This is a genomic window from Halothiobacillus sp., assembly GCF_028710545.1.
GTDB lineage: Bacteria > Pseudomonadota > Gammaproteobacteria > Halothiobacillales > Halothiobacillaceae > Halothiobacillus.
The window spans coordinates 1-19608 of record NZ_JAQTTX010000047.1 but is presented as its reverse complement, the minus strand read 5'-3'; the positions used below and the strand labels follow the sequence as shown (position 1 = coordinate 19608).

At 55.7% G+C, this 19608-nt stretch carries 14 protein-coding genes and 2 pseudogenes; 2 read left to right on the top strand and 14 right to left on the bottom strand.

Going from position 1 to position 19608, the window contains the following annotated elements:
- Window positions 1-105 (top strand): annotated as a pseudogene (locus PHD44_RS09895) (IS110 family transposase); the annotation flags it as partial.
- Between the two features lie 24 nt (window positions 106-129).
- Here the strand turns inward: PHD44_RS09895 and PHD44_RS09890 are convergent.
- From PHD44_RS09890 to PHD44_RS09875, 4 genes and pseudogenes are all read right to left on the bottom strand, one after another.
- Window positions 130-426, bottom strand: a pseudogene (locus tag PHD44_RS09890) (diguanylate cyclase); the annotation flags it as partial.
- A gap of 972 nt (window positions 427-1398) precedes the next feature.
- Window positions 1399-2370, bottom strand: coding sequence for a UDP-glucose 4-epimerase GalE (galE, locus tag PHD44_RS09885; protein ID WP_300191068.1), 972 nt, complete (start codon window positions 2368-2370; stop codon window positions 1399-1401).
- Window positions 2370-4631, bottom strand: coding sequence for an arginine/lysine/ornithine decarboxylase (locus PHD44_RS09880; RefSeq protein ID WP_300191065.1), 2262 nt, complete (start codon window positions 4629-4631; stop codon window positions 2370-2372). Before PHD44_RS09880 ends, galE begins: the two co-directional genes overlap by 1 nt.
- Window positions 4632-5589: 958 nt before the next feature.
- Entirely contained in the window at window positions 5590-6897 is a 1308-nt protein-coding gene (locus PHD44_RS09875) for a methyl-accepting chemotaxis protein (RefSeq protein ID WP_300191063.1), read from the bottom strand.
- An 83-nt stretch (window positions 6898-6980) separates the two neighbouring features.
- Between PHD44_RS09875 and PHD44_RS09870 the strand changes: the two genes are divergently transcribed.
- Entirely contained in the window at window positions 6981-7148 is a 168-nt protein-coding gene (locus PHD44_RS09870) for a hypothetical protein (RefSeq protein WP_300191060.1), read from the top strand.
- A 737-nt stretch (window positions 7149-7885) separates the two neighbouring features.
- On the opposite strand, the gene PHD44_RS09865 is transcribed toward PHD44_RS09870, so the two are convergent.
- The 10 genes from PHD44_RS09865 to PHD44_RS09820 all read right to left on the bottom strand — a co-directional run.
- Window positions 7886-8620: a type 1 glutamine amidotransferase gene (locus tag PHD44_RS09865; RefSeq protein WP_300191057.1), complete on the bottom strand. Its 735-nt coding sequence runs from the start codon at window positions 8618-8620 to the stop codon at window positions 7886-7888.
- Between the two features lie 41 nt (window positions 8621-8661).
- Entirely contained in the window at window positions 8662-9798 is a 1137-nt protein-coding gene (gene alr, locus PHD44_RS09860; protein ID WP_300191055.1) for an alanine racemase, read from the bottom strand.
- Window positions 9795-11138 carry a replicative DNA helicase gene (dnaB, locus tag PHD44_RS09855; RefSeq protein WP_049772573.1) on the bottom strand — a complete coding sequence of 448 codons (1344 nt, stop codon included), beginning with the start codon at window positions 11136-11138 and terminating at the stop codon, window positions 9795-9797. The genes alr and dnaB overlap by 4 nt, the downstream gene beginning before the upstream one ends.
- Before the next feature lie 146 nt (window positions 11139-11284).
- Entirely contained in the window at window positions 11285-12073 is a 789-nt protein-coding gene (locus tag PHD44_RS09850; protein ID WP_300191053.1) for a 2OG-Fe dioxygenase family protein, read from the bottom strand.
- 402 nt (window positions 12074-12475) lie between these two features.
- Complete coding sequence (locus PHD44_RS09845) at window positions 12476-14257, bottom strand: ABC transporter ATP-binding protein/permease (RefSeq protein ID WP_300191050.1); 1782 nt, start codon at window positions 14255-14257, stop codon at window positions 12476-12478.
- 243 nt (window positions 14258-14500) lie between these two features.
- Window positions 14501-14785: a type II toxin-antitoxin system RelE/ParE family toxin gene (locus tag PHD44_RS09840; RefSeq protein ID WP_300191048.1), complete on the bottom strand. Its 285-nt coding sequence runs from the start codon at window positions 14783-14785 to the stop codon at window positions 14501-14503.
- Window positions 14782-15069, bottom strand: a complete 288-nt coding sequence (locus tag PHD44_RS09835) for a hypothetical protein (protein WP_300191045.1) — start codon at window positions 15067-15069, stop codon at window positions 14782-14784. Before PHD44_RS09835 ends, PHD44_RS09840 begins: the two co-directional genes overlap by 4 nt.
- A 138-nt stretch (window positions 15070-15207) precedes the next feature.
- On the bottom strand, window positions 15208-16722 hold the full coding sequence (gene glpK / locus PHD44_RS09830) for a glycerol kinase GlpK (RefSeq protein ID WP_300191041.1): 1515 nt from the start codon (window positions 16720-16722) through the stop codon (window positions 15208-15210).
- Window positions 16723-16761: 39 nt separating this feature from the next.
- Window positions 16762-17706, bottom strand: a complete 945-nt coding sequence (locus PHD44_RS09825; RefSeq protein ID WP_300191038.1) for a cation diffusion facilitator family transporter — start codon at window positions 17704-17706, stop codon at window positions 16762-16764.
- 304 nt (window positions 17707-18010) lie between these two features.
- Window positions 18011-19608, bottom strand: a 1598-nt coding sequence (locus tag PHD44_RS09820; protein WP_300191036.1) for a phosphoenolpyruvate carboxylase, incomplete at its 5' end; no start/stop codon positions are given.

The window sequence follows — 19608 nt, the reverse complement described above, 5'->3', positions numbered from 1 at the left end:
GGCAAACCGCCTAAAGTCGTCATCGTCGCTTGTATGAGAAAGCTTTTGACCATCATGAATTCCATGTTGAAAAACAACACCCCTTGGAACCCGAAAATGGCTTGACTTGAGACACGGTTGCTCTCCCCCATACCGCATCAGCACATCACCCTCACGCAAGATTTCCCGGCAGACGTTTGCCGTGCGAATGAGTACCTTGTCGCCACTCAAATGACCATAAGTGTCATTCACCCGCTTGAAATGATCCAGATCAAGCAGTAACACGGACAAGGAAGTGTGATCACGGGAAGCACGCGTCAGTTCCTCTTCCAAGCGCTTGTAGCCGAATCGACGGTTATAAACCCCTGTTAGTGGGTCAAGAGCAGCAACACGTTGTAGATCATCGTGCAGAAGTGCGTTATTGAGCGCCAAACCAAGACCTTGCATCAATAAGGGCATTAATCGGGGTACATCTTCGGCAAACGGAGTGGCCGAAGCCAGAATGACCCACCCCAAAACAAAACCGTGATTTTCAATAGGCGTCAGCAAGACATCACTGGGTACAAAATGGGAAAGGATGGCATCAACAGTCACACCAGGCGGCAAGGTAATTCTCGTTTGCACCGCCACATCCTTCGAGTTGAAATAGACTTTATTCTCTACGAGTTTTTCAGGATGAGAGAGGCCTCTTGATGCCAGCACTGTCCATTCACCATGACGCTCGAGCACAATCGCACCCCCCTGAGCACGTGCATTAGCTTGCAACAGCCCCAGCGCCTGATCGCCCAACTCATGCAAATCCAGCTTGCTTGAGAGTGTCTGGGTAAAGTCCCGAATCCGTGCCTCGACCATGTGCGCTTCATGTAGTGCATGGAGCAAAGCATTATAGCTTTGGGCCACGGCCCCGAGCTCATCCTCGTCCTGCTCATGCAAACGACAAACCGCGGGGTTACAGGCCGTCCAGTCACCCGAGAAAGTCGCCTGCTGCATGGCCGCGCGCACTTGCTGCATTCTTGAGCTCAACTGCCGCAAGCGTGGTCGAACGATTCGGCTGGCAAGGGCGAAGTTCAGCCCACCGACGATGAGCCCGGCAACGAGCGTGGCGATAATAAAAGTAGGTGAGAAGGCAGTTGATTTTGGAACACCGAAACCCAAAACGAACACGGGAAAAGCAGCACCCATGACTACGCCCATTGCCACCATACCCATAGCCAAGGCACGAAAAACGTGTTTTGACATCTGCATCCTGCACCCCGTTCTGTTTTCACGTTTGCAGCCTGCACTTTCTTTCTTATGAAGAATTCGCGGACATCTAGCCATACTACCTTGTGACAGAAAGATGTCATCTCAAGGATTTTTGGGTGGGATTAATAAGCCAATGACTCGTTTCAGCAAACCATAGGTCGAGATAACAGGTGATTAGCTTGACTGTTCCCAGTGCCAAGCATGGGCAATCATATCCACCAGGTCGGGGTATTCGGGTTTCCAGCCAAGCTGCTGTTGCGCCAGAGTGGCATCGGCAACCAAACGAGCGGGGTCGCCCACCCGGCGATCGCCAATAAGAACAGGGATTTCCTTCCCGGTCACTTTACGCGCCGTTTCAATGACATCGAGCACGGAATAGCCATCCCCATTGCCGAGGTTGAATTGCTTGCTTTGCTGATGCTCTTGCAGCCATTGCAATGCCTGTTGATGCGCAGAACAAAGATCCTGCACGTGGATATAGTCGCGCAGACAACTGCCATCGGGTGTGTCGTAATCCGTACCGAACACATGGATATGCGACCGGCGGCCAGATGCAGCCTGTAACACCAGAGGAATGAGATGCGTCTCCGGATTGTGGCGCTCGCCCAACTCACCTTCCGGATCGGCACCGGCGGCGTTGAAGTAGCGCAGGCACACTGATTTGAGGCCATAGGCGGCATCATAATCAGCCAGCAGATGCTCGACCATCAACTTGCTGCGGCCATAAGGATTGATCGGATTTTGCGGATGAGATTCATCGATCCGATCTGATCGGGGTTCACCGAAGGTTGCTGCCGTGGACGAAAAAACAAAATGCCTTATCTGATGCCGCACCATCGCATCCAGAAGATTGAGCGTATTGGCGACATTGTTGCGGTAGTACTTGCCGGGATCATCAACCGATTCGCCGACCAGGCTGAAAGCGGCAAAGTGCATAACGGCGTCGAATCGATGGGAATGAAACAGCCGGTCCAGTAGTGCCGTGTCGGCCATATCGCCAACGATCAATTCGCCGTAGCGCACGGCATCGGCATGACCGGTGGAAAGATTATCGAGCACAACGACACGGTAGCCCGCACGCGCGAGAAATTTGACCATGTGCGAGCCGATATAGCCCGCGCCACCGACCACGAGTATCGACTGCATCAATCGTCCCTGACGCAATCGACAAAGTAAGATTTGACGTGATCGGCTTCGTCGGCGACCAGACCGTGGACATCGGTTTCGAACCCCGGCAACTGCTTGTTGAACTCACGAGCGAATTTCAGGTAATCAACAATGGTCTTGTTGAAACGTTCCCCCGGAATCAATAAGGGAATACCCGGCGGATAAGGCGTGACCAGCGAGGCGGTAATGCGGCCTTCGAGTTCGTCAATCGGTACGCGGTCGATCTGCTTGCGCGCCATCTTCGCCCAGGCATCGGCTGGCCGCATGGCCGGTTCCATATTCGATAGATACATCTCGGTCGTCAGGCGCGCCACATCGTTCTTTTTGTACAGGTTGTGCAGTTGCTGGCACAGATCACGCAAACCAATGCGCTCATAACGAGGATATTTGGCGACGAAATCCGGCAGAATTCGCCACAGCGGCTGGTTCTTGGTGTATTCGTCCTTGAATTGTTGCAGCGCCGTCAGCAGCGTGTTCCAACGACCTTTTGTAATGCCGATCGTAAACATGATGAAAAAACTGTACAGGCCGGTTTTTTCGACCACGACGCCGTGTTCAGCCAGATACTTGGTGACCACCGAAGCCGGAATCCCCGTTTCGTCGAAATCCCCATTCAAATTCAGGCCGGGCGTAATCAGCGTCGCCTTGATCGGATCGAGCATGTTGAAGCGATCAGTCATCCGCTCGAAACCGTGCCACTCATCATCGGCACAGATCATCCAATCGTCCTGTGAACCGACGCCCTCTTCTGCAAGATGATCCGGCCCCCAGACCTTGAACCACCAATCTTCCCCATATTCGGCGTCCACCTTGCGCATGGCTCGGCGGAAATCGAGCGCTTCGAGAATCGATTCTTCGACCAGCGCCGTACCGCCCGGCGGTTCCATCATGGCCGCGGCCACATCGCAGGAGGCAATGATTGCGTACTGTGGCGAGGTGGACGAATGCATCAAGTACGCCTCGTTGAACACATCGCGGTCGAACAGATGCTGCTTGCTGTCCTGAACCAGGATCTGGGAAGCCTGCGACAACCCGGCGAGCATCTTGTGGGTGGATTGGGTCGAAAAAATCACCGACTCCTTGCAACGGGGGCGATCTGCGCCGATGGCGTGGTAGTCACCATAAAAATCGTGGAAGGCGGCATGGGGCAACCATGCTTCGTCGAAATGCAGGTTTTCGACATAGCCATCCAGCTCATTCTTGATTTCTTCGACGTTGTAGATGATGCCATCGTAAGTCGATTGCGTGATGGTGAGAATTTTCGGCGTCTTGTCTTCGGCCAGAGAGGCAAAGGGGTGTGCCTCGATCTTCGCCTTGATATTCTCGACCGAAAATTCGCTCTGCGGGATCGGGCCGATGATGCCGTAATGATTCCGTGTCGGCATCATGAATACCGGAATGGCGCCGGTCAGGATGATCGAATGCAGAATCGACTTGTGGCAGTTTCGATCGACCACCACGATATCACCCGGCGCCACATTGGAATTCCAGACCATCCGGTTGCTGGTCGACGTGCCGTTGGTGACAAAGAACAGGTGATCGGCATTGAAAATGCGTGCGGCATTGCGTTCGGATGCGGCCACCGGCCCCGTGTGATCGAGCAGTTGCCCGAGTTCATCGACTGCATTGCACACATCGGCACGCAGCAGATTTTCACCGAAGAACTGATGGAACATCTGCCCCACCGGGCTTTTGAGGAACGCCACGCCGCCAGAATGCCCAGGGCAATGCCATGAATAGGAGCCATCCGCCGCATAGCCGGTCAATGCCCTAAAGAAAGGGGGCGACAGCGAATTCAGATAAGACCGGGCTTCACGAATCACATGGCGCGCCACAAACTCGGGCGTGTCCTCGAACATGTGAATGAAGCCATGCAATTCCTTGAGCACCTCGTTGGGCAAATGGCGACTGGTCCGGGTTTCGCCATAGAGGAAAATGGGAATGTCGGAATTACGGAAACGGATCTCATGGATGAACTTGCGCAACTGCGCAATGACAGGCAGTTCCTGATCCGGTTCATGATTCAGCGTGCTGAATTCCTCATCATCGATGGAAACGATGAAGGCGGAAACCCGACTCTGCTGCTGCGCAAACGAGGCCAGATCAACGTAACTCGTCACGCCGAGCACTTCTTCCCCCTCCGCACGGATGGCATCGGCCAATGCACGTACACCAAGACCTGATGCGTTTTCAGAACGAAAATCTTCATCGATGATGACGATAGGGAAACGAAATAACATGGCAAGATTCCTGTGGCGGACGGATCAGTGAAACGGTGCGGGGCACAACTGAACTAAGTAAATGCTGATTTATTCCATCCTTGGAATAAATCAGCGCGCTCATCGCGGTACACGCCCGCGATGGCGCTCACGAATCAAAGACTGACCGTCTTTGTTCGTGTTGGGGCATCCTACCCCAAGCGGGAAGCACTGAATAAATCAGCGCTTCCCTAAGGGTTCGCATTCTAACGCAGCATGGCATCCATTTTGGTCTTTTTGCATGACGCTTTCTTGAATGCTCGAACTACAACCCAGTAGGTCGTCGCCAAACACGGTAGTTTCAGTGCGGCTGGTGTGTGCGGCCTTTCGAATCAGTAAAACCCGCTACCGCCTTAGGGAACCTCTGATTGAATCCTTCGTGGCCGAGACGGGCTTTTGAGGGATGAGTCGCAAGGCGCGGCGCGAAACGGGCTTACGCCAGCTTAATGCGAAGCAGGCGCAAGCCCGCGTTAATGGTTACTCCATTCGTGAGCGGCGCAACACAGCGGGCTTACGCCAGCTCAATGCGAAGCAGGCGCAAGCCCGCGTAAAATCGCCATCAAAAGCCCGTCCCATGCGGGTTGCCGCCCCTTATCCATCCAACATGGGCCGCAACACTTCGTTATCGGCCTTGGCATCGTAGCGTAAATTACGACCTTCGGCCTCTGCCTCGTTTTGCGGTTTTTGGATCAGCAACTCGGCTCACGAGGGATTCAATCAGAGGTTCCTTAGGCAAAGCTCGGCGATAGCTGTCGAGATTGCCGACTGACTGGTCAAGCTGAATGAGGAACAAGGTGATTGGGGCTTTGGGCAATACAAACCAATACTTATCCTGCACAAAACGCAAAACCCGCCAGATAGCGGGTTTCTTGGGCGAGGTATATCTGCTTTTGGCAATAGAACCAAACCATACATTGATACCTGTGCAGTAATAAACCCCCTATAGCCTTTCCACCGAAAGGCCGACGATCGTTTCGGTGACGCTCCGCGCGCCCGTCTGAATTTCCTCCATGACCACAGCCGCCTGAGTGATCTGCTGGCTGCCTTGTTCAGCGGTATGGGCAACCGAAGTCATACTTTGTGCGACGGTGCTGGTCAGCACATGGTTTTCGCGCACGACGGCATCGATTTCGGCGGTGGATTCGCTGGTGCGCTTGGCCAGTTGGCGAACCTCGTCGGCAACAACGGCAAAGCCTCGGCCCTGCTCTCCGGCCCGCGCCGCTTCAATCGCGGCATTGAGTGCCAGAAGATTGGTCTGTTCGGCTATGGCACTGATTGTGCCGACGATCTGCCTGATGTTCTTGGAATGATTGTTCAGGCTGTCGATCAATTGCGACGCACGGTCGACATTGTCGCGTATGGCGGATGAAGTCTGAACCGATGACTTGAGCAGTTCGTTGCCCTTGATGGCATTGGTGACGGTCTGTTCGCCGATCTCACGAGCCAGAAGCGCCGCCTGGTTGATGGCGATATTGACCTCCACTCGTTTACTCACGTCACTGGCAAACTTGATGACCTTGATCACGTTACCCTTGGCATCAAAAATCGGATTGTAGGTTGCTTCAAGCCATATGGTCCGACCCATGGCATTGCGGCGCTTGAACAGGCCGCTCTGGAACTTCCCCTTGGCGAGCTCAGACCAGAAGTCCGGGTTTTCCGAATAGAAATCATCGAAGCAGAGCATCCGATGGTGCTTGCCCCGGATTTGATCCAGCCGGTAACCGATGGCTCCGAGGAAATTGTTATTGGCGGTAACGATCGTGCCGTCCGGCGCAAAGGTAATCAAGGCTTGCGAGCGATCAAGCGCCTGAAGGATCGCCTGTTGATCATCGTTACGAATCGTCTCTTCGGTCACATCGCTGGCAATCTTGACGATACGCGTGACTCGCCCCTCAGCATCTCGAACGGGAAAATATGTTGCTTCGAGCCAGATTGGCGAGCCCGAACTGTTGCGACGTTCAAATACACCACGATGCGATTGCCCGCTGGCGAGCGACAGCCATAAAGATCGGTATTCGGACGAATTGGCATAAGATTCATCGCACAACATTCGATGGTGCTGGCCCTTGAGCTGTTCGATGCGGTAACCGGTCACCTGCAGAAAAAGCCTGTTGGCATCAAGAATTTCACCGCTGGGAGTGAATTCGATGGTTGCGACGTGGTTTTTGATTGCCGCGACAGTTGATTCGAATGTCTGCTCACGCTCCTTGCAGGCCAATAGTTCTCGTTTAATCGCGCCACAAAACATATACCCACCTTCTTATACATAGTTTGTACATATCTTATACCATAGCTGATTCATTGAAACCTATCTATTTAGGGAACCTCTGATTGAATCCCTCGTGCTCCGCGGGCTGGCGCCTTCTCCGCATTAAGCTGGCGAAGCCCGCCGAGTTGCTGATCCAAAAGCCGCAAAACGAGGCAGAGGCCGCAGGTCGTAGTTTACGCTACGATGCCAAGGCCGATAACGAAGTGTTGCGGCCCATGTTAAATAGATAAGGGGCGGCAACCCGCATGGGACGGGCTTTTGAGGGCGATTTACGCGGGCTTGCGCCTGCTTCGCATTGAGCTGGCGGAAGCCCGCTGTGTTGCGCCGCTCACGAATGGAATAACCATTAACGCGGGCTTGCGCCTGCTTCGCATTGAGCTGGCGCAAGCCCGTTTCGCACCGCGCCTTGCGACTCATCCCTCAAAAGCCCGTCTCGGCCACGAAGGATTCAATCAGAGGTTCCTTAGGGTCTAACGATAAAATTAATCAACCAATGGCATTCTTGAGTACTCATGCCGGGTTAGGTACAGCAGAGGCCAGCTATCAAGACATGAACAATGAACCGGATATGAAAATAAGCGCCCCTATAACATTCTGATCAGCAAGAACATCCATGAACTCGTCAGTACCCATTGCAGAAACAAAAAACCCGCCGATTGGCGGGTTTCATTTGGTTTCGACCAAAGCCTCAGTAAAGGCCTTGCCTGACGTGTTCGATCAACCGAAGGTGATGACGCTCAGGAAGGAAAGCCAACCGAGAACAACCAAGGCGATAATGAAAGTCAAAGGAAAGTTTTCGAATTTGAACGCTGACATAGTTTTCACCTCAATCAATTTATGGAAACATTTTAGCGCGTCATTATTTGAATGTCACCTGCCTCCTTGAGGTTATTTCTTGGACGGCCTTCTTAAAAACAACAGGTCAGAAAAAACAGACTTGGATCTACAGGGATTTCTACGCCTACGGTCATCTGGGAGCGACAAGGTATGTCAGCAATTCACCCATCAGGCGCTGATTGTATGCATAGGTGTCGGCGGGTTCCGACATCATCTTTTCCGCCGTTGAAACATACGGGCTATCGACGAGTTCATCCTCAGCATTCACCAGGAGATGCTCGACCGTCTCGGGTGTCATCTCCAGATGGAATTGCAGCCCGACCACATGATCCCGATACAGGAAACCCTGATTCACGCAGGCAGCGCTATGTGCCAGAAGCTGCGCCCCGGCAGGCAGATCAAAGGTTTCGCCATGCCAATGAAATACGCGCGTACCGACAGCCTCGATGGCTTCAAGCTCCGGCATATCGGCACACTGGCACTCCGGCCAGATATGTTGCGCCGCCGCATGCCAATGGACTGGCCACCAGCCGATTTCGGGCAAGCGGTTTTTGCGCACGGCACCGCCCAGTTGCTCGGCAAAGAGTTGCGCACCGAGGCAGAGCCCGAGTATCGGGGTTTTGGCACGTAAGGCCGATTGAATGTAGGCCTTTTCGGCTTCAAGCCAAGGGTAATGATCGGTATCGTGCACGCTCATCGGGCCACCGAGCACGATGATCAGGTCAATGGCAGAAAGCTCGGGGAGCAAGCCCGAATCGAATTCGTACTGCCGGATTACCTGCACTTGTGCGTTTCGCGCATCCAGCCAAGGCGCCATCGCACCCAAACCTTCGAAAGGAACGTGTTGGAATACGAGTACGTGCATGCGTTTTCTCCGTTCGAGTGGCAAAACGATCAAATGTTGCGTTATTCGGACACTTCCACCACGCGTCGCGTGACGCGCCCGCTCATCTGACACATGAGTTCGTAGCTGATGGTGCCCGCCGCCTGTGCGACTTCGTCGATGGGTAGTTGATCGCCCCAGCATTGCACGGTATCGCCGACCTGAGCCTGTACGCCGCGCAAATCGACCGTAACCAGATCCATCGACACACGCCCGATGACTTGGGTGCGCTGACCGTTGACAATGATCGGCGTGCCGTTCGGGGCGTGGCGCGGATAGCCATCGCCATAACCGATCGACACGACGCCAACGGGCATGGTTGCCGGTGCCGTAAATTTACCGCCATACCCTACCCGCTCACCCGCCTGCACTTCACGAACGGCAATCAACTGCGTCGTAAGCGTCATCACCGGCTTCAAGCCCCAATCGGCGGCGTTACCTGTGATGAATGGGTTGCCACCATAAAGCATAATGCCGGGGCGAACCCAGTCACCGCCCGCGTGCGGATAGGCCAGCAACCCGGCGGAATTGCACAGGCTGGTTTCACCGGAGCATTCGGCGGTGGTCTGCTTGAATAAGGTGATCTGGTCGTCGGTCGGGCCGCGATCTGGCTCGTCGGCACAGGCGAAATGCGTCAGCACGTTCGGATTCGGACGCACACCGCGCAACGCACTGAGTCGGGCATAGGCTTGCGCGAATTCTTCCGGCGTGAATCCGACCCGATGCATGCCGGTATCTAGTTTTATCCAGGCCGTGAGCGGCAGGCCGAAACCGACCGTACCGACGGCATCGATCTGGCTGGCGTGGTGGAACACCGGTTCGAGAAAACGGCGGGCGGCACGGCGGGCCTCGGCCTGACTCATCACGCCCTGCAGCACAAGCACGCGCTGGGTAATGCCTGCCTGGCGCAGTGCCTCGCCCTCGCCCAGTGTGGCGACCATGAAGCCATCGACCCGATCACGCAGCGCACGGGCAACCGTTGCCATGCCATGACCATAGGCATCCGCCTTGACCGCGGCGAGCAATTTGCGACCTTTTGCGGCCTGACGGGCCACCGCGGCATTGTGTCGCAATGCGGCGAGGTCAATCGTGAGTTCAGGTCGGCGCAGATCAATCGCTTCGGTATGAATGACTTCCTGCAACGGACGCAAGTCACTCATGAGTGATAGCCCTCCGGCAGCACGTCATTGGGAATGTAATCTTCAAAGCGGGTGTTCTGCCCACGGAAGGTAAGAAATAAATTACCGATGGGGCCGTTACGCTGCTTGCCGATAATGATTTCTGCCATGCCCTTCTGTGGCGATTCCTTGTCGTAGACCTCATCGCGGTAGATGAACACGATCAAATCGGCATCCTGCTCGATCGCACCGGATTCACGCAGATCCGACATGACCGGACGCTTGTTCGGACGCTGTTCCAGGGAGCGGTTGAGCTGCGAGAGCGCAATCACGGGTACGCTGAGTTCTTTGGCGATGGATTTGAGCGAGCGGGAAATCTCGGAGATTTCATTGGTTCGATTTTCCTTCGTGCCCGGCACCTGCATGAGCTGGAGGTAATCGACCACGATCACGCCCAAGTCACAGGTGCGCGCCAGTCGCCGCGCCCGCGAGCGCAAATCACTGGGTGACAGTGCGGGGGTATCGTCGATATGAATTTGTGTCTGGCTCAGAATACCCACAGCGGAGGTGAGGCGATGCCAATCCTGATCGTCGAGCCGCCCCGTGCGCACTCGGGTTTGATCGACACGGCCGATGGAGCTGAGCATACGCAGCGCCAGTTGTTCGCCGGGCATTTCCATCGAAAACACCGCCACCGCTTTTTTGCCGGAAATCGCCACGTGCTCGGCAATATTCATGGCGAAGGTGGTCTTGCCCATCGATGGACGACCGGCAACGATCACCAGATCGCCCGCCTGCAGGCCGGAGGTCATTTCATCGAAGTCCTTGAAGCCCGTGGCGTGACCGGTAATCGCCTCTTCGCGCTCGAAGAGTTCGGCCACCCGATCCATGGCACCGGTCATCAGTTCCTTGATGGGCCTGAAACCGCGCTTGAGACGCTCGCCTTCATCGGCGATCGAGAAAATCTCTCGTTCGGCAAATTCCATGACTTCAGCCGCGGCGCGACCTTCCGGGCGATAGCCCATCTGCACGACCTGCGTACCCACGTCGATCAGTTTGCGCAGCACCGAGCTTTCGCGGATCATCTGTGCGTAGGCCAGAATGTTGGCTGCCGTCGGTACGGCCTCGACCAGTTCGACCAGATAAGGTACGCCGCCCGCTTCTTCAAGCTGATCGCGTTTTGAGAGCCACTCGGCCACCATCACCGCATCGAAGGGCTTATTACCCTCGGACAAATCCAGAATGGCCTCGTACACCTTGCGGTGATCGGCGCGGTAAAAATCTTCCGGACGCAGCACATCGCTGATTTTTTCCAGCGCGAGATGATCCAGCATCAGCCCCCCCAGGACGGCCTGCTCCGCATCCTGGGAATGCGGCGGCATACGCACATTGGAGAAGGCTTCAGACACCGATGAGGTGTTGTTTTGCGTACGTGCGGGAAGCTTGAAATCGGTCGTCATAGATAGGCGGCTTGAGGATCAAATCGGGCACTCATGATACACCGTTCAGTGGCCACCGAAAGACGCCATCACGGGGCCAGAAAACCGCCCGAACGGAAGGTGAGCACCAGGGTATCGCGCCAGCCGTCATTCGGGTTACCCACCGGAATGATTGGGGTGCTTTCATGAATCACGCGGCTGTCGTCCATCAGCAAGGCGCTGCAGGGTTCGGATAAGGTAAACCGAACGCCGCGCGCGCCATCCACTTCAAACACACGGGTTTCGCCGCCGCGAATGTTTCTGCGGCCGATCATGATAACCACCACGAAATCAACCCCGTCGCGATGCGCGCCTTCCGGTGTGGGCCTGCCTACGCCGTCGCGGGTATCGATGCGGAATTGATGCGCTTCGATGAACCAGCGCGCCACGGGGCGAATTTCGGCAAACAGGCGCCCCAAATGGGTCACCAGTGGTTGCCAGAACGGCGATGCCATAAATTCAGGGGTCAATGGCTCGAACCGGCGCAACATGCCACCGTGCAGTGCGTTGTAGGAAGTCGGCTGCCAGTGGGGCCGATGGGGCACCAGATCGAGCACATCCGTACTCCCGCCCACCGAAACATGCTGAATAAAACTGCCATGACGTCGGTAGCGATAATGCCCACCATCCTTGAGGTATTCATCGGCAGGCAAGTCGGCCCACATAGGCATTGCATCCGCGCATGAGTCCGCGCCGGGGCCGATCAGCGCATATACCGCTTCTGCACTCAACAAACCGAAACCCTGCTGACGCAATCGATCCTGAATGCTGACGCCTTCTGCCAGTGGAACGCCAAAACTCAGGGTATCGAGGGCTTGAGGGGAAAGTGTATTAGGCATGGCGTGCTCACGGTTTTAGGCAAGAATTGATGTTTGGTCAGTTTAATTTATTACATAACGGACCGCTGCAGAGGAAAAACCTAAAATCAGGGCACCTCGAAAAACCGTCACGAGCATGTTCGAGTGCAAGGAGCCGCGGGCTTACGCCAGCTTTGCGCTCAGTGAGCAACGAGACATATCAAGTAGATAGGCGGGCTTGCGCCAGCTTCGCGTTAAGGCGCGGGCTTACGCCAGCTGCGCGTAAACGAGCACGCGAATTCAAGCGCCTCACCCGGCAGGGCTTCCGCCATGGATGGCGGAAGGGTGCGAGAACAGGACGCGCCGCAATCGGACAGCGGGCTGCCGCCAGCTTAATGCGAAGCAGGCGCAAGCCCGCGTTCAGTGGGTTTCTCGAGGTACCCATCAGTGATCACGGGCTTCCTGCTGCATGGCCCACAGCTCGGCATAAACGCCCTGATGTGCCAGCAATGAGCGGTGATTTCCCCGTTCGACAATCTGCCCGCGCTCCATGACCAGAATTTCATCGACATCGATAATGGTCGAAAGCCGGTGCGCGATGGTGATTGTGCTGCGGTTACGCGATATTTCCTTCAATTCGAACTGGATGTTCTTTTCCGTCTGGGTATCGAGCGCGGAGGTGGCTTCGTCGAAAATAAGGATCTGCGGATTCTTGAGCAGGGTCCGCGCGATGGCCACACGCTGCTTTTCACCGCCGGACAGTTTCAACCCGCGTTCACCCACGGTTGTCTCCCAACCTTTGGGCAGCGATTCGATGAAGCTCAGGATGTGCGCCGCGCGCGCCGCCTCGATGACTTCTTCCCGCGTGGCCGTCGGGCGACCGTAGGCGATATTGAAATAGATGCTGCTGTTGAACAGCACGGTATCCTGAGGAACGATGCCGATGGCGGCGCGCAGGCTGGCTTGCGTGACGTCGCGGATATCCTGTCCATCGATCAGGATTTCGCCGCTCGTTACATCATAAAAACGGAACAGCAAGCGCGACAGGGTGGACTTCCCTGCCCCGCTCGCTCCGACGATGGCGACGTTGTGGCCGGCAGGCACGGTGAAATCCACACCATGCAGAATCTGGCGATCAGGATCGTATCCGAAGTGCACATTCACAAAGCGCACCTCGCCGCCTTTAAGTTCAAGCGGCCTGGCCGTCGGCTTGTCCTTGATCTCCTGCGGCACATCCAGCAGGGTGAACAGCCGCTCGATATCGGTCAGCGATTGCTTGATCTGCCGATAGATTACGCCCATGAAATTCAGCGGAATGAACATCTGGATGAGAAAGGCGTTGACCATCACGAGATCACCCACCGTCAGCTTGCCTTCCACGACACCGCGGGAAGCCAGAATCAGCATGATGGTCATGCCGATGGCGATCACGAAGGCCTGGGCGACGTTCAACACGCCGATGGATGTCTGGTTCTTGACCGCAGCAACTTCCCAGTTTTGCAGGCTCTCGTCGTAACGCGTGGCCTCGAAGGCTTCGTTGCCGAAATACTTGACCGTCTCGTAATTGAGCAGGCTGTCCACAGCCTGGGTATTCGCCTTGGAATCCATCTCGTTCATCCGGCGACGGAGCTTGGTTCGCCACTCGGTAATCAGGATCGTGAGTGCGACGTACACCGCAACCACGGTCAGCGTGATGGCCGCGAAGGTCCAGTCGAATTTGATGAACAGAATGCCGGCAACCAAACCGATCTCGATCAGGGTCGGCAGAATGGAAAACAGCACCATGCTCAACAGCGACGAAATGCCCTGCGCGCCCCGTTCAATATCGCGCGCCACGCCGCCGGTTTGTCGCTCCAGATGGAAACGCAGCGAAAGCGAATGCAGATAGCGGAACACATCCATGCCAACACGGCGAATCGCTCGCTGAGTGACCTTGGCAAACACGATGTCGCGCAGATCGGCGAACATCGTGCTCGCCAGCCGCAGGGCGCCATAACCGAACAGCAACGCCAAGGGCACCACAAGCACAGCCTTGGGCTGATTGAGGTTATCGACGATATGCTTGAGCACGATCGGGATCGAGACGATGGCGAATTTCGCGCCGATCAGGAAGGAAAGCGCGATCAGCACCCGCCACCTGAACTCCCACAGATAGGGCAGCAGCAGTTTAAGCGTGCGCCAATCGGCTGGCCCCGCCGGACTATCGTTCGAACCGAAATGTCGCATTATTCATAATTTACTATTTTTCTTGCCCGAAACGCCTGTCTAGTGCGCGCTAACAGTTTACGGCTAAAAAAGTCGGGCATACTGGTTTTCTACGTTTTCTTATTGGGGTACCTCGAAAAACCGTCACGGGCTGACGCCAGCTGCGCGATACGCTGCAATCGGGCAGCGGGCTGCCGCCAGCTTAATGCGCAGCAGGCGCAAGCCCGCGTTCAGTAGGTTTTTCGAGGAATCCATTGGATATTTTTATCTCTGAGTCGGTGGCCATTGCCTGGCAGCATGAAGCACGCGCAGTATACGCACCAGGTTGCTGACCACGTCATAAATCAGGATGTAATTCTGGTGTACGACCAATTCGCGGGTGCCAGGCACACGGCCACTTCTGCCCAAGTCGGGATGATCGAGCAGCAAGCCGGTTTTCTCTGAAAACAGTTCATCAAGGGCCAGCGCGGCCGCCGGTGCGTGCTGCGCGATGTGGTCGCGTATTTTCTTCCTGTCAGCGTGTGCTGGCCGTGTCCAGACCAGCTTCAAGATGTGGTGCTGGCCATCTTCCGGCGCATTTCAGCACGCCAGGCTTCGGCTTCGGCTTCCACTTCAGCCAACGGGATCACGTCGCCGGCATTGGCCGAATCCAAACCAACTTGCACCTGCTGACGGAACCATTCGTCATGCTCGACAGCTTCCTGCTGACGCACATACTCACGCATGAAGTCGCGCAGGAGTTGTGCCCCGGTGCGGTCACGGCTTTTGGCCGCCGTGGAAAATTCGGTTTTCAGTCTCTCATCAACTCGAAAAGTAAAGGTTGCGTCAGTCATGGCTTCGACCTCATGTGTTACATGTTAAGTGCATCGTAGCATGTGGATGACTGCTCTGAAACCATCTTGGAATGTCGCACAATTTGTGCGTAAGAGCCGAATTGTATCGTGGTGCTAATCAACCGAGTCAGGGCGTGCTCAGTCGCCCTGTTCACGCTCGACCCAATCGAACGAACGAGTTACCGCACGCTTCCAATAACGATAGTAGGTTTCACGTTGATCATCCGGCATTATGGGCGACCAGCTTTGATCTACCGACCAGTTGGCACGCAGGTCGTCGGTATTTTTCCAGTAACCGACGGCCAGACCGGCGGCATAGGCGGCACCCAAGGCCGTGGTCTCGGTGATCTTCGGGCGGACGACGGGCGCGGCGAGCATATCCGACTGGAATTGCATCAAAAGGTTGTTGCAGACCATGCCGCCATCCACTCTTAAGGTCTTGAGCTCGATACCGCTATCGGTCTGCATCGCCTCGACGACGTCGCGCACCTGAAAAGCGGCCGATTCCAGCGCGGCACGGGCGATATGTGCCCTGTTGGCGTAGCGTGTCAGCCCGACGATGACGCCACGTGCATCGTCCTTCCAGTAGGGCGCATACAGCCCGGAAAAGGCCGGCACGATGTAGACGCCGCCGTTATTTTCCACACTGGCCGCCAAGGGTTCGATGTCGGCAGACTTTTCGATCAGATTGAGGTTATCGCGCAGCCATTGCACCAGGGCGCCCGTAATTGCGATGGACCCTTCGAGCGCATAACACGGAGCTTCGTCACCAAATTGATAGGCGACGGTCGTCAGCAATCCCGCCTGCGAAGGCACAATCTTACTGCCGGTATTCATCAACAAAAATGAGCCCGTGCCGTAGGTGTTCTTGGCTTCTCCGGGCACAAAACAGGTTTGCCCGACCAAGGCGGCTTGTTGATCGCCCAGAATACCCGCGATCGGCGTGCCACGTAACGGCACGGTGGTTACTTCGCCATAGATTTGCGACGACGATACGATTTGAGGCAGGCAGGCTTTGGGAATGGCGAACGCTTCGAGTATGTCCTCATCCCACTGGCAGGTCGCAAGGTTCATCAACTGGGTGCGGCTCGCGTTGGTGACATCGGTGATGTGCCGACCGCCTCGGGCACCGCCGGTCAAGTGCCAAATGAGCCAGGAATCCATCGTGCCGAACAGAATGTCACCGTTCTCGGCACGGATTCGCGCTTCGGGCAGTTGATCGAGCAGCCAGCGTAATTTCAGGCCGGAGAAATAGGTGGTCAGCGGCAAACCCGTCTGCGCACGAAACCGATCCTTCCCGCCGGACTTGGCAAACGAAGACACCAAGGCATCGGTGCGGGTATCCATCCAGACCAGGGCATTGTGCAACGGCTTGCCGCTGGCCTTGTCCCACAACACCGTGGTTTCTCGCTGATTGGTGATACCGATGGCAGCAAGATCGCCTGCATTGAGGCCTTCCTTGGCAAGCGCCGCACCCGTTACTTCGTTCACGTTATGCAGGATCTCGATCGGGTCGTGCTCCACCCAGCCCGGCTTGGGGTAGATCTGCCGATGTTCCTTCTGCGCCATGGATACAATCTGCCCGGCGCGGTCGAAGACGATAAACCGGGAGCTGGTCGTCCCCAGATCGATGGCGCCGATGTACTGGCTCATAAGCGATTACCGTTCATGGCAGGTCAGAGTCCGAACCCATCAGGCCATCGTGCCGGGACAGGCACTGTTTTCATGGGTATGCGCCAGCTCGCATTGAGCGGCATAGGTTGCACTTTCGATCTGGATGGTCACATGATTGATATTGAATTCTTCGTGCAGCAGATGCTCTGCCTGACCAAGCAATTGATCGGGTGCGGCTGAGTCGGGCGCAAGAACCAGATGCGCTGTCAAACCGTAACGGGAAGTACTCAAGGCCCATACATGCAAATCATGCAACCCGGCCACGCCGGGCAAGGCGAGCAGATGCTTGCGCACAGAAGCCAGGTCGATCTCCTGAGGTACGCCATCGAACAGCAGGTGCAGGGATTGCCGGAACAGTGACCACGTGCCCCAGACAACCACGGCGGCGATCAGCAATGATATAAACGGGTCGAGCCAGAACCAGCCTGTACCCAAGATGATAAACGCGCCGATCACGACGCCCAGAGAAACCAGCGCATCGGCTGCCATGTGCAGGAAAGCGCCGCGAATGTTGAGATCGTGCTTGCTACCGGCCAAAAACAGCCAGGCAGTGACGCTGTTGATCACAATGCCGATGGTTGCCACCACGATCACCGGCCATTCCTGCACTTCAGCAGGTACGGTAAAGCGTTGTATGGCTTCCACAGCCAGCCCGCCCATCAACAGCAACAACACGGCGGCATTGATGAAGCTCGCGAGTATCGAACCCCGCTGCCAACCGTAGGTGTGCCGGTCATTCGCACGAATCCGCCCGGCCGCCAGCGCAGCCCAGGCCAACGCCAGTCCGGCCACATCGCCCAGATTGTGTCCGGCATCGGCAAGTAAGGCCAACGAATTGGCCTGCCAACCGTAAAACGCTTCAATCAGCACAAAAATCATATTGATCGCCATGCCGTATGCAAAGCGCCGATCGAAGTTCGTCGGAATAGGATGGTGATGCGCGTGGTCGTGGTCGTGACTCATTGTTGAATCCTTACCTGTATAGACTGGAACGTACTGACCGAACTTAATGATGTTAAAAGAATCCTCCACAAAGGAGGATTATTCAACAGAAACCCAAAGCCATGCGCTTGCAAGAATACGAAATAACTGGATTTCCCTGGGAGCCTCTGCATGAATCTTAAATCCCCCTCGTTCCCCCTTTTACAAAGGGGGAGGCACTCTCGTTCAAAAAAAGAACTGTCCCCCCCTTTGAAAAAGGGGGCCGGGGGGATTTGCCGAGTCATATTTGCTACCCGAAGGAACGCTGCTTTTGTTCAGAGGTTCCCTAGCCTGTATTGCGCATCCCCGAGGCAATGGCGTTGATCGAGCGCAAAAGCGGCAGCAACCACTTCTGCCGTTCGGCTTCCGGCTCGGAATCATCCCGGTAGCGTCGGAGCAATACGATCTGGATATGGTTGAGCACGTCCAGATAAGGGTTTCGTCGCATCATCGAGGTGCCGATGTATTCATCAATTTCAACCAGCGAGTCGACCCGGGCAACCCGCAACAATTCATCGAGCGTACGGTAGTACTCGGTGCTGATCTTTTCATATACCGGTAGCGCCTGAGCCTGATCGGCCACCAGACTGGCGTACTCACGCGCGATGGTCATTTCACCCTTGGTCAGCGAAAGCTGGGTATTGCGCAACATACTGTGGAAGAACGGCCACTCCTTGAACAGGGTGTGCAGCAATTCGGGCTGGTCCTTATGGTTTTGACGCCAGGTTTTCAACGCCGAGCCGATACCGTACCACGCGGGCAGGGTGTGCCTGGATTGAGACCAGCCGAACACCCAGGGAATGGCGCGCACAGAGGCTTTCGATAAATCACCGACCTTGCGCGATGCCGGACGCGAACCGATATTCAACAAACCCAGCTCACGTACAGGCGTCGCTTCGAAAAAGTAATTAAAGAAGAACGGCGTTTCATCGGTCAATTCCCGGTAAGCCTTCTCACCATAGGTCGCCAACTCGGCGACTACCTGCTCGTGCTCGGCTGGCGCAGGATGGTTCTCCATCACCAGATGCGCCGATGCCTTCATCAGGCCGGTCGCACCCATGGTGATCTCGTAGATGGCTGTTTCGGTATTACTGTACTTGGAGGAAAGCACCTCACCCTGTTCGGTGAATTTGATCTGACCTTCGACCGTACCCGCTGGCAACGACAGGATCGACTCGTGGGTCGGTCCGCCGCCCCGTGCGACCGTACCGCCACGACCATGGAACAGTCGGCATTCGATACCGTTCTTCTGGGTAATGGACAATACGCGTTTCTGCGCGTTGTACAGGCTCCAGACCGATGCCAGCGAACCGCCGTCCTTGCAGGAATCGGAATAGCCCAGCATCGCCTCCTGAAGATCACCGGAAACACGCAGCAATTCGCGGTAGACCGGATTCTCGAACAGTACGCCGAGTACATCTTCGATGTGCTGCAAATCTTCGATGGTTTCAAACAATGGCGAAATCTGAATATCGCAGAACCACTGGGATTTGCGCTTGCCGGCCAGGCCGGCCAACACGGCGAGGAACATGACTTCCATCACGTGGCTGGCTTCATGGGTCATCGAGATGACATACGTACCGAAGCAATCGCGGCTGATGGTATCGATCAGCTCGCGCTTGACCTTGAATACCTCAAGGGTTTCGGCAGATTCCGCCGACAGGGCCGCCATGTCGATGGCTTTGTGGCGGCTCTTGTTGATGAGTTGGGTAAGCAGCGCCATCCGGCCTGCTTCGTCCAGCGCCAGATAATCGGTTTTAGGCTGCAATTGCTTGAGAATATCCGCCACGGTTTGGGTGTGACGTGTTGATTCCTGACGGATATCCAGCCTGAACAAATGCCAACCGAAGGTTTCCGCCAGACGGATCAAGTCCTTGATCTCGC

What these genes read in the sequence shown, in the direction of transcription:
- galE (WP_300191068.1), bottom strand. Translation starts at nt 2,370, where the DNA reads ATGCAGTCGATACTCGTGGTCGGTGGCGCGGGCTATATCGGCTCGCAC.
- PHD44_RS09880 (WP_300191065.1), bottom strand. Translation starts at nt 4,631, where the DNA reads ATGTTATTTCGTTTCCCTATCGTCATCATCGATGAAGATTTTCGTTCT.
- PHD44_RS09875 (WP_300191063.1), bottom strand. Translation starts at nt 6,897, where the DNA reads ATGTTTTGTGGCGCGATTAAACGAGAACTATTGGCCTGCAAGGAGCGT.
- PHD44_RS09865 (WP_300191057.1), bottom strand. Translation starts at nt 8,620, where the DNA reads ATGCACGTACTCGTATTCCAACACGTTCCTTTCGAAGGTTTGGGTGCG.
- alr (WP_300191055.1), bottom strand. Translation starts at nt 9,798, where the DNA reads ATGAGTGACTTGCGTCCGTTGCAGGAAGTCATTCATACCGAAGCGATT.
- dnaB (WP_049772573.1), bottom strand. Translation starts at nt 11,138, where the DNA reads ATGCCGCCGCATTCCCAGGATGCGGAGCAGGCCGTCCTGGGGGGGCTG.
- PHD44_RS09850 (WP_300191053.1), bottom strand. Translation starts at nt 12,073, where the DNA reads ATGCCTAATACACTTTCCCCTCAAGCCCTCGATACCCTGAGTTTTGGC.
- PHD44_RS09845 (WP_300191050.1), bottom strand. Translation starts at nt 14,257, where the DNA reads ATGCGACATTTCGGTTCGAACGATAGTCCGGCGGGGCCAGCCGATTGG.
- PHD44_RS09835 (WP_300191045.1), bottom strand. Translation starts at nt 15,069, where the DNA reads ATGACTGACGCAACCTTTACTTTTCGAGTTGATGAGAGACTGAAAACC.
- glpK (WP_300191041.1), bottom strand. Translation starts at nt 16,722, where the DNA reads ATGAGCCAGTACATCGGCGCCATCGATCTGGGGACGACCAGCTCCCGG.
- PHD44_RS09825 (WP_300191038.1), bottom strand. Translation starts at nt 17,706, where the DNA reads ATGAGTCACGACCACGACCACGCGCATCACCATCCTATTCCGACGAAC.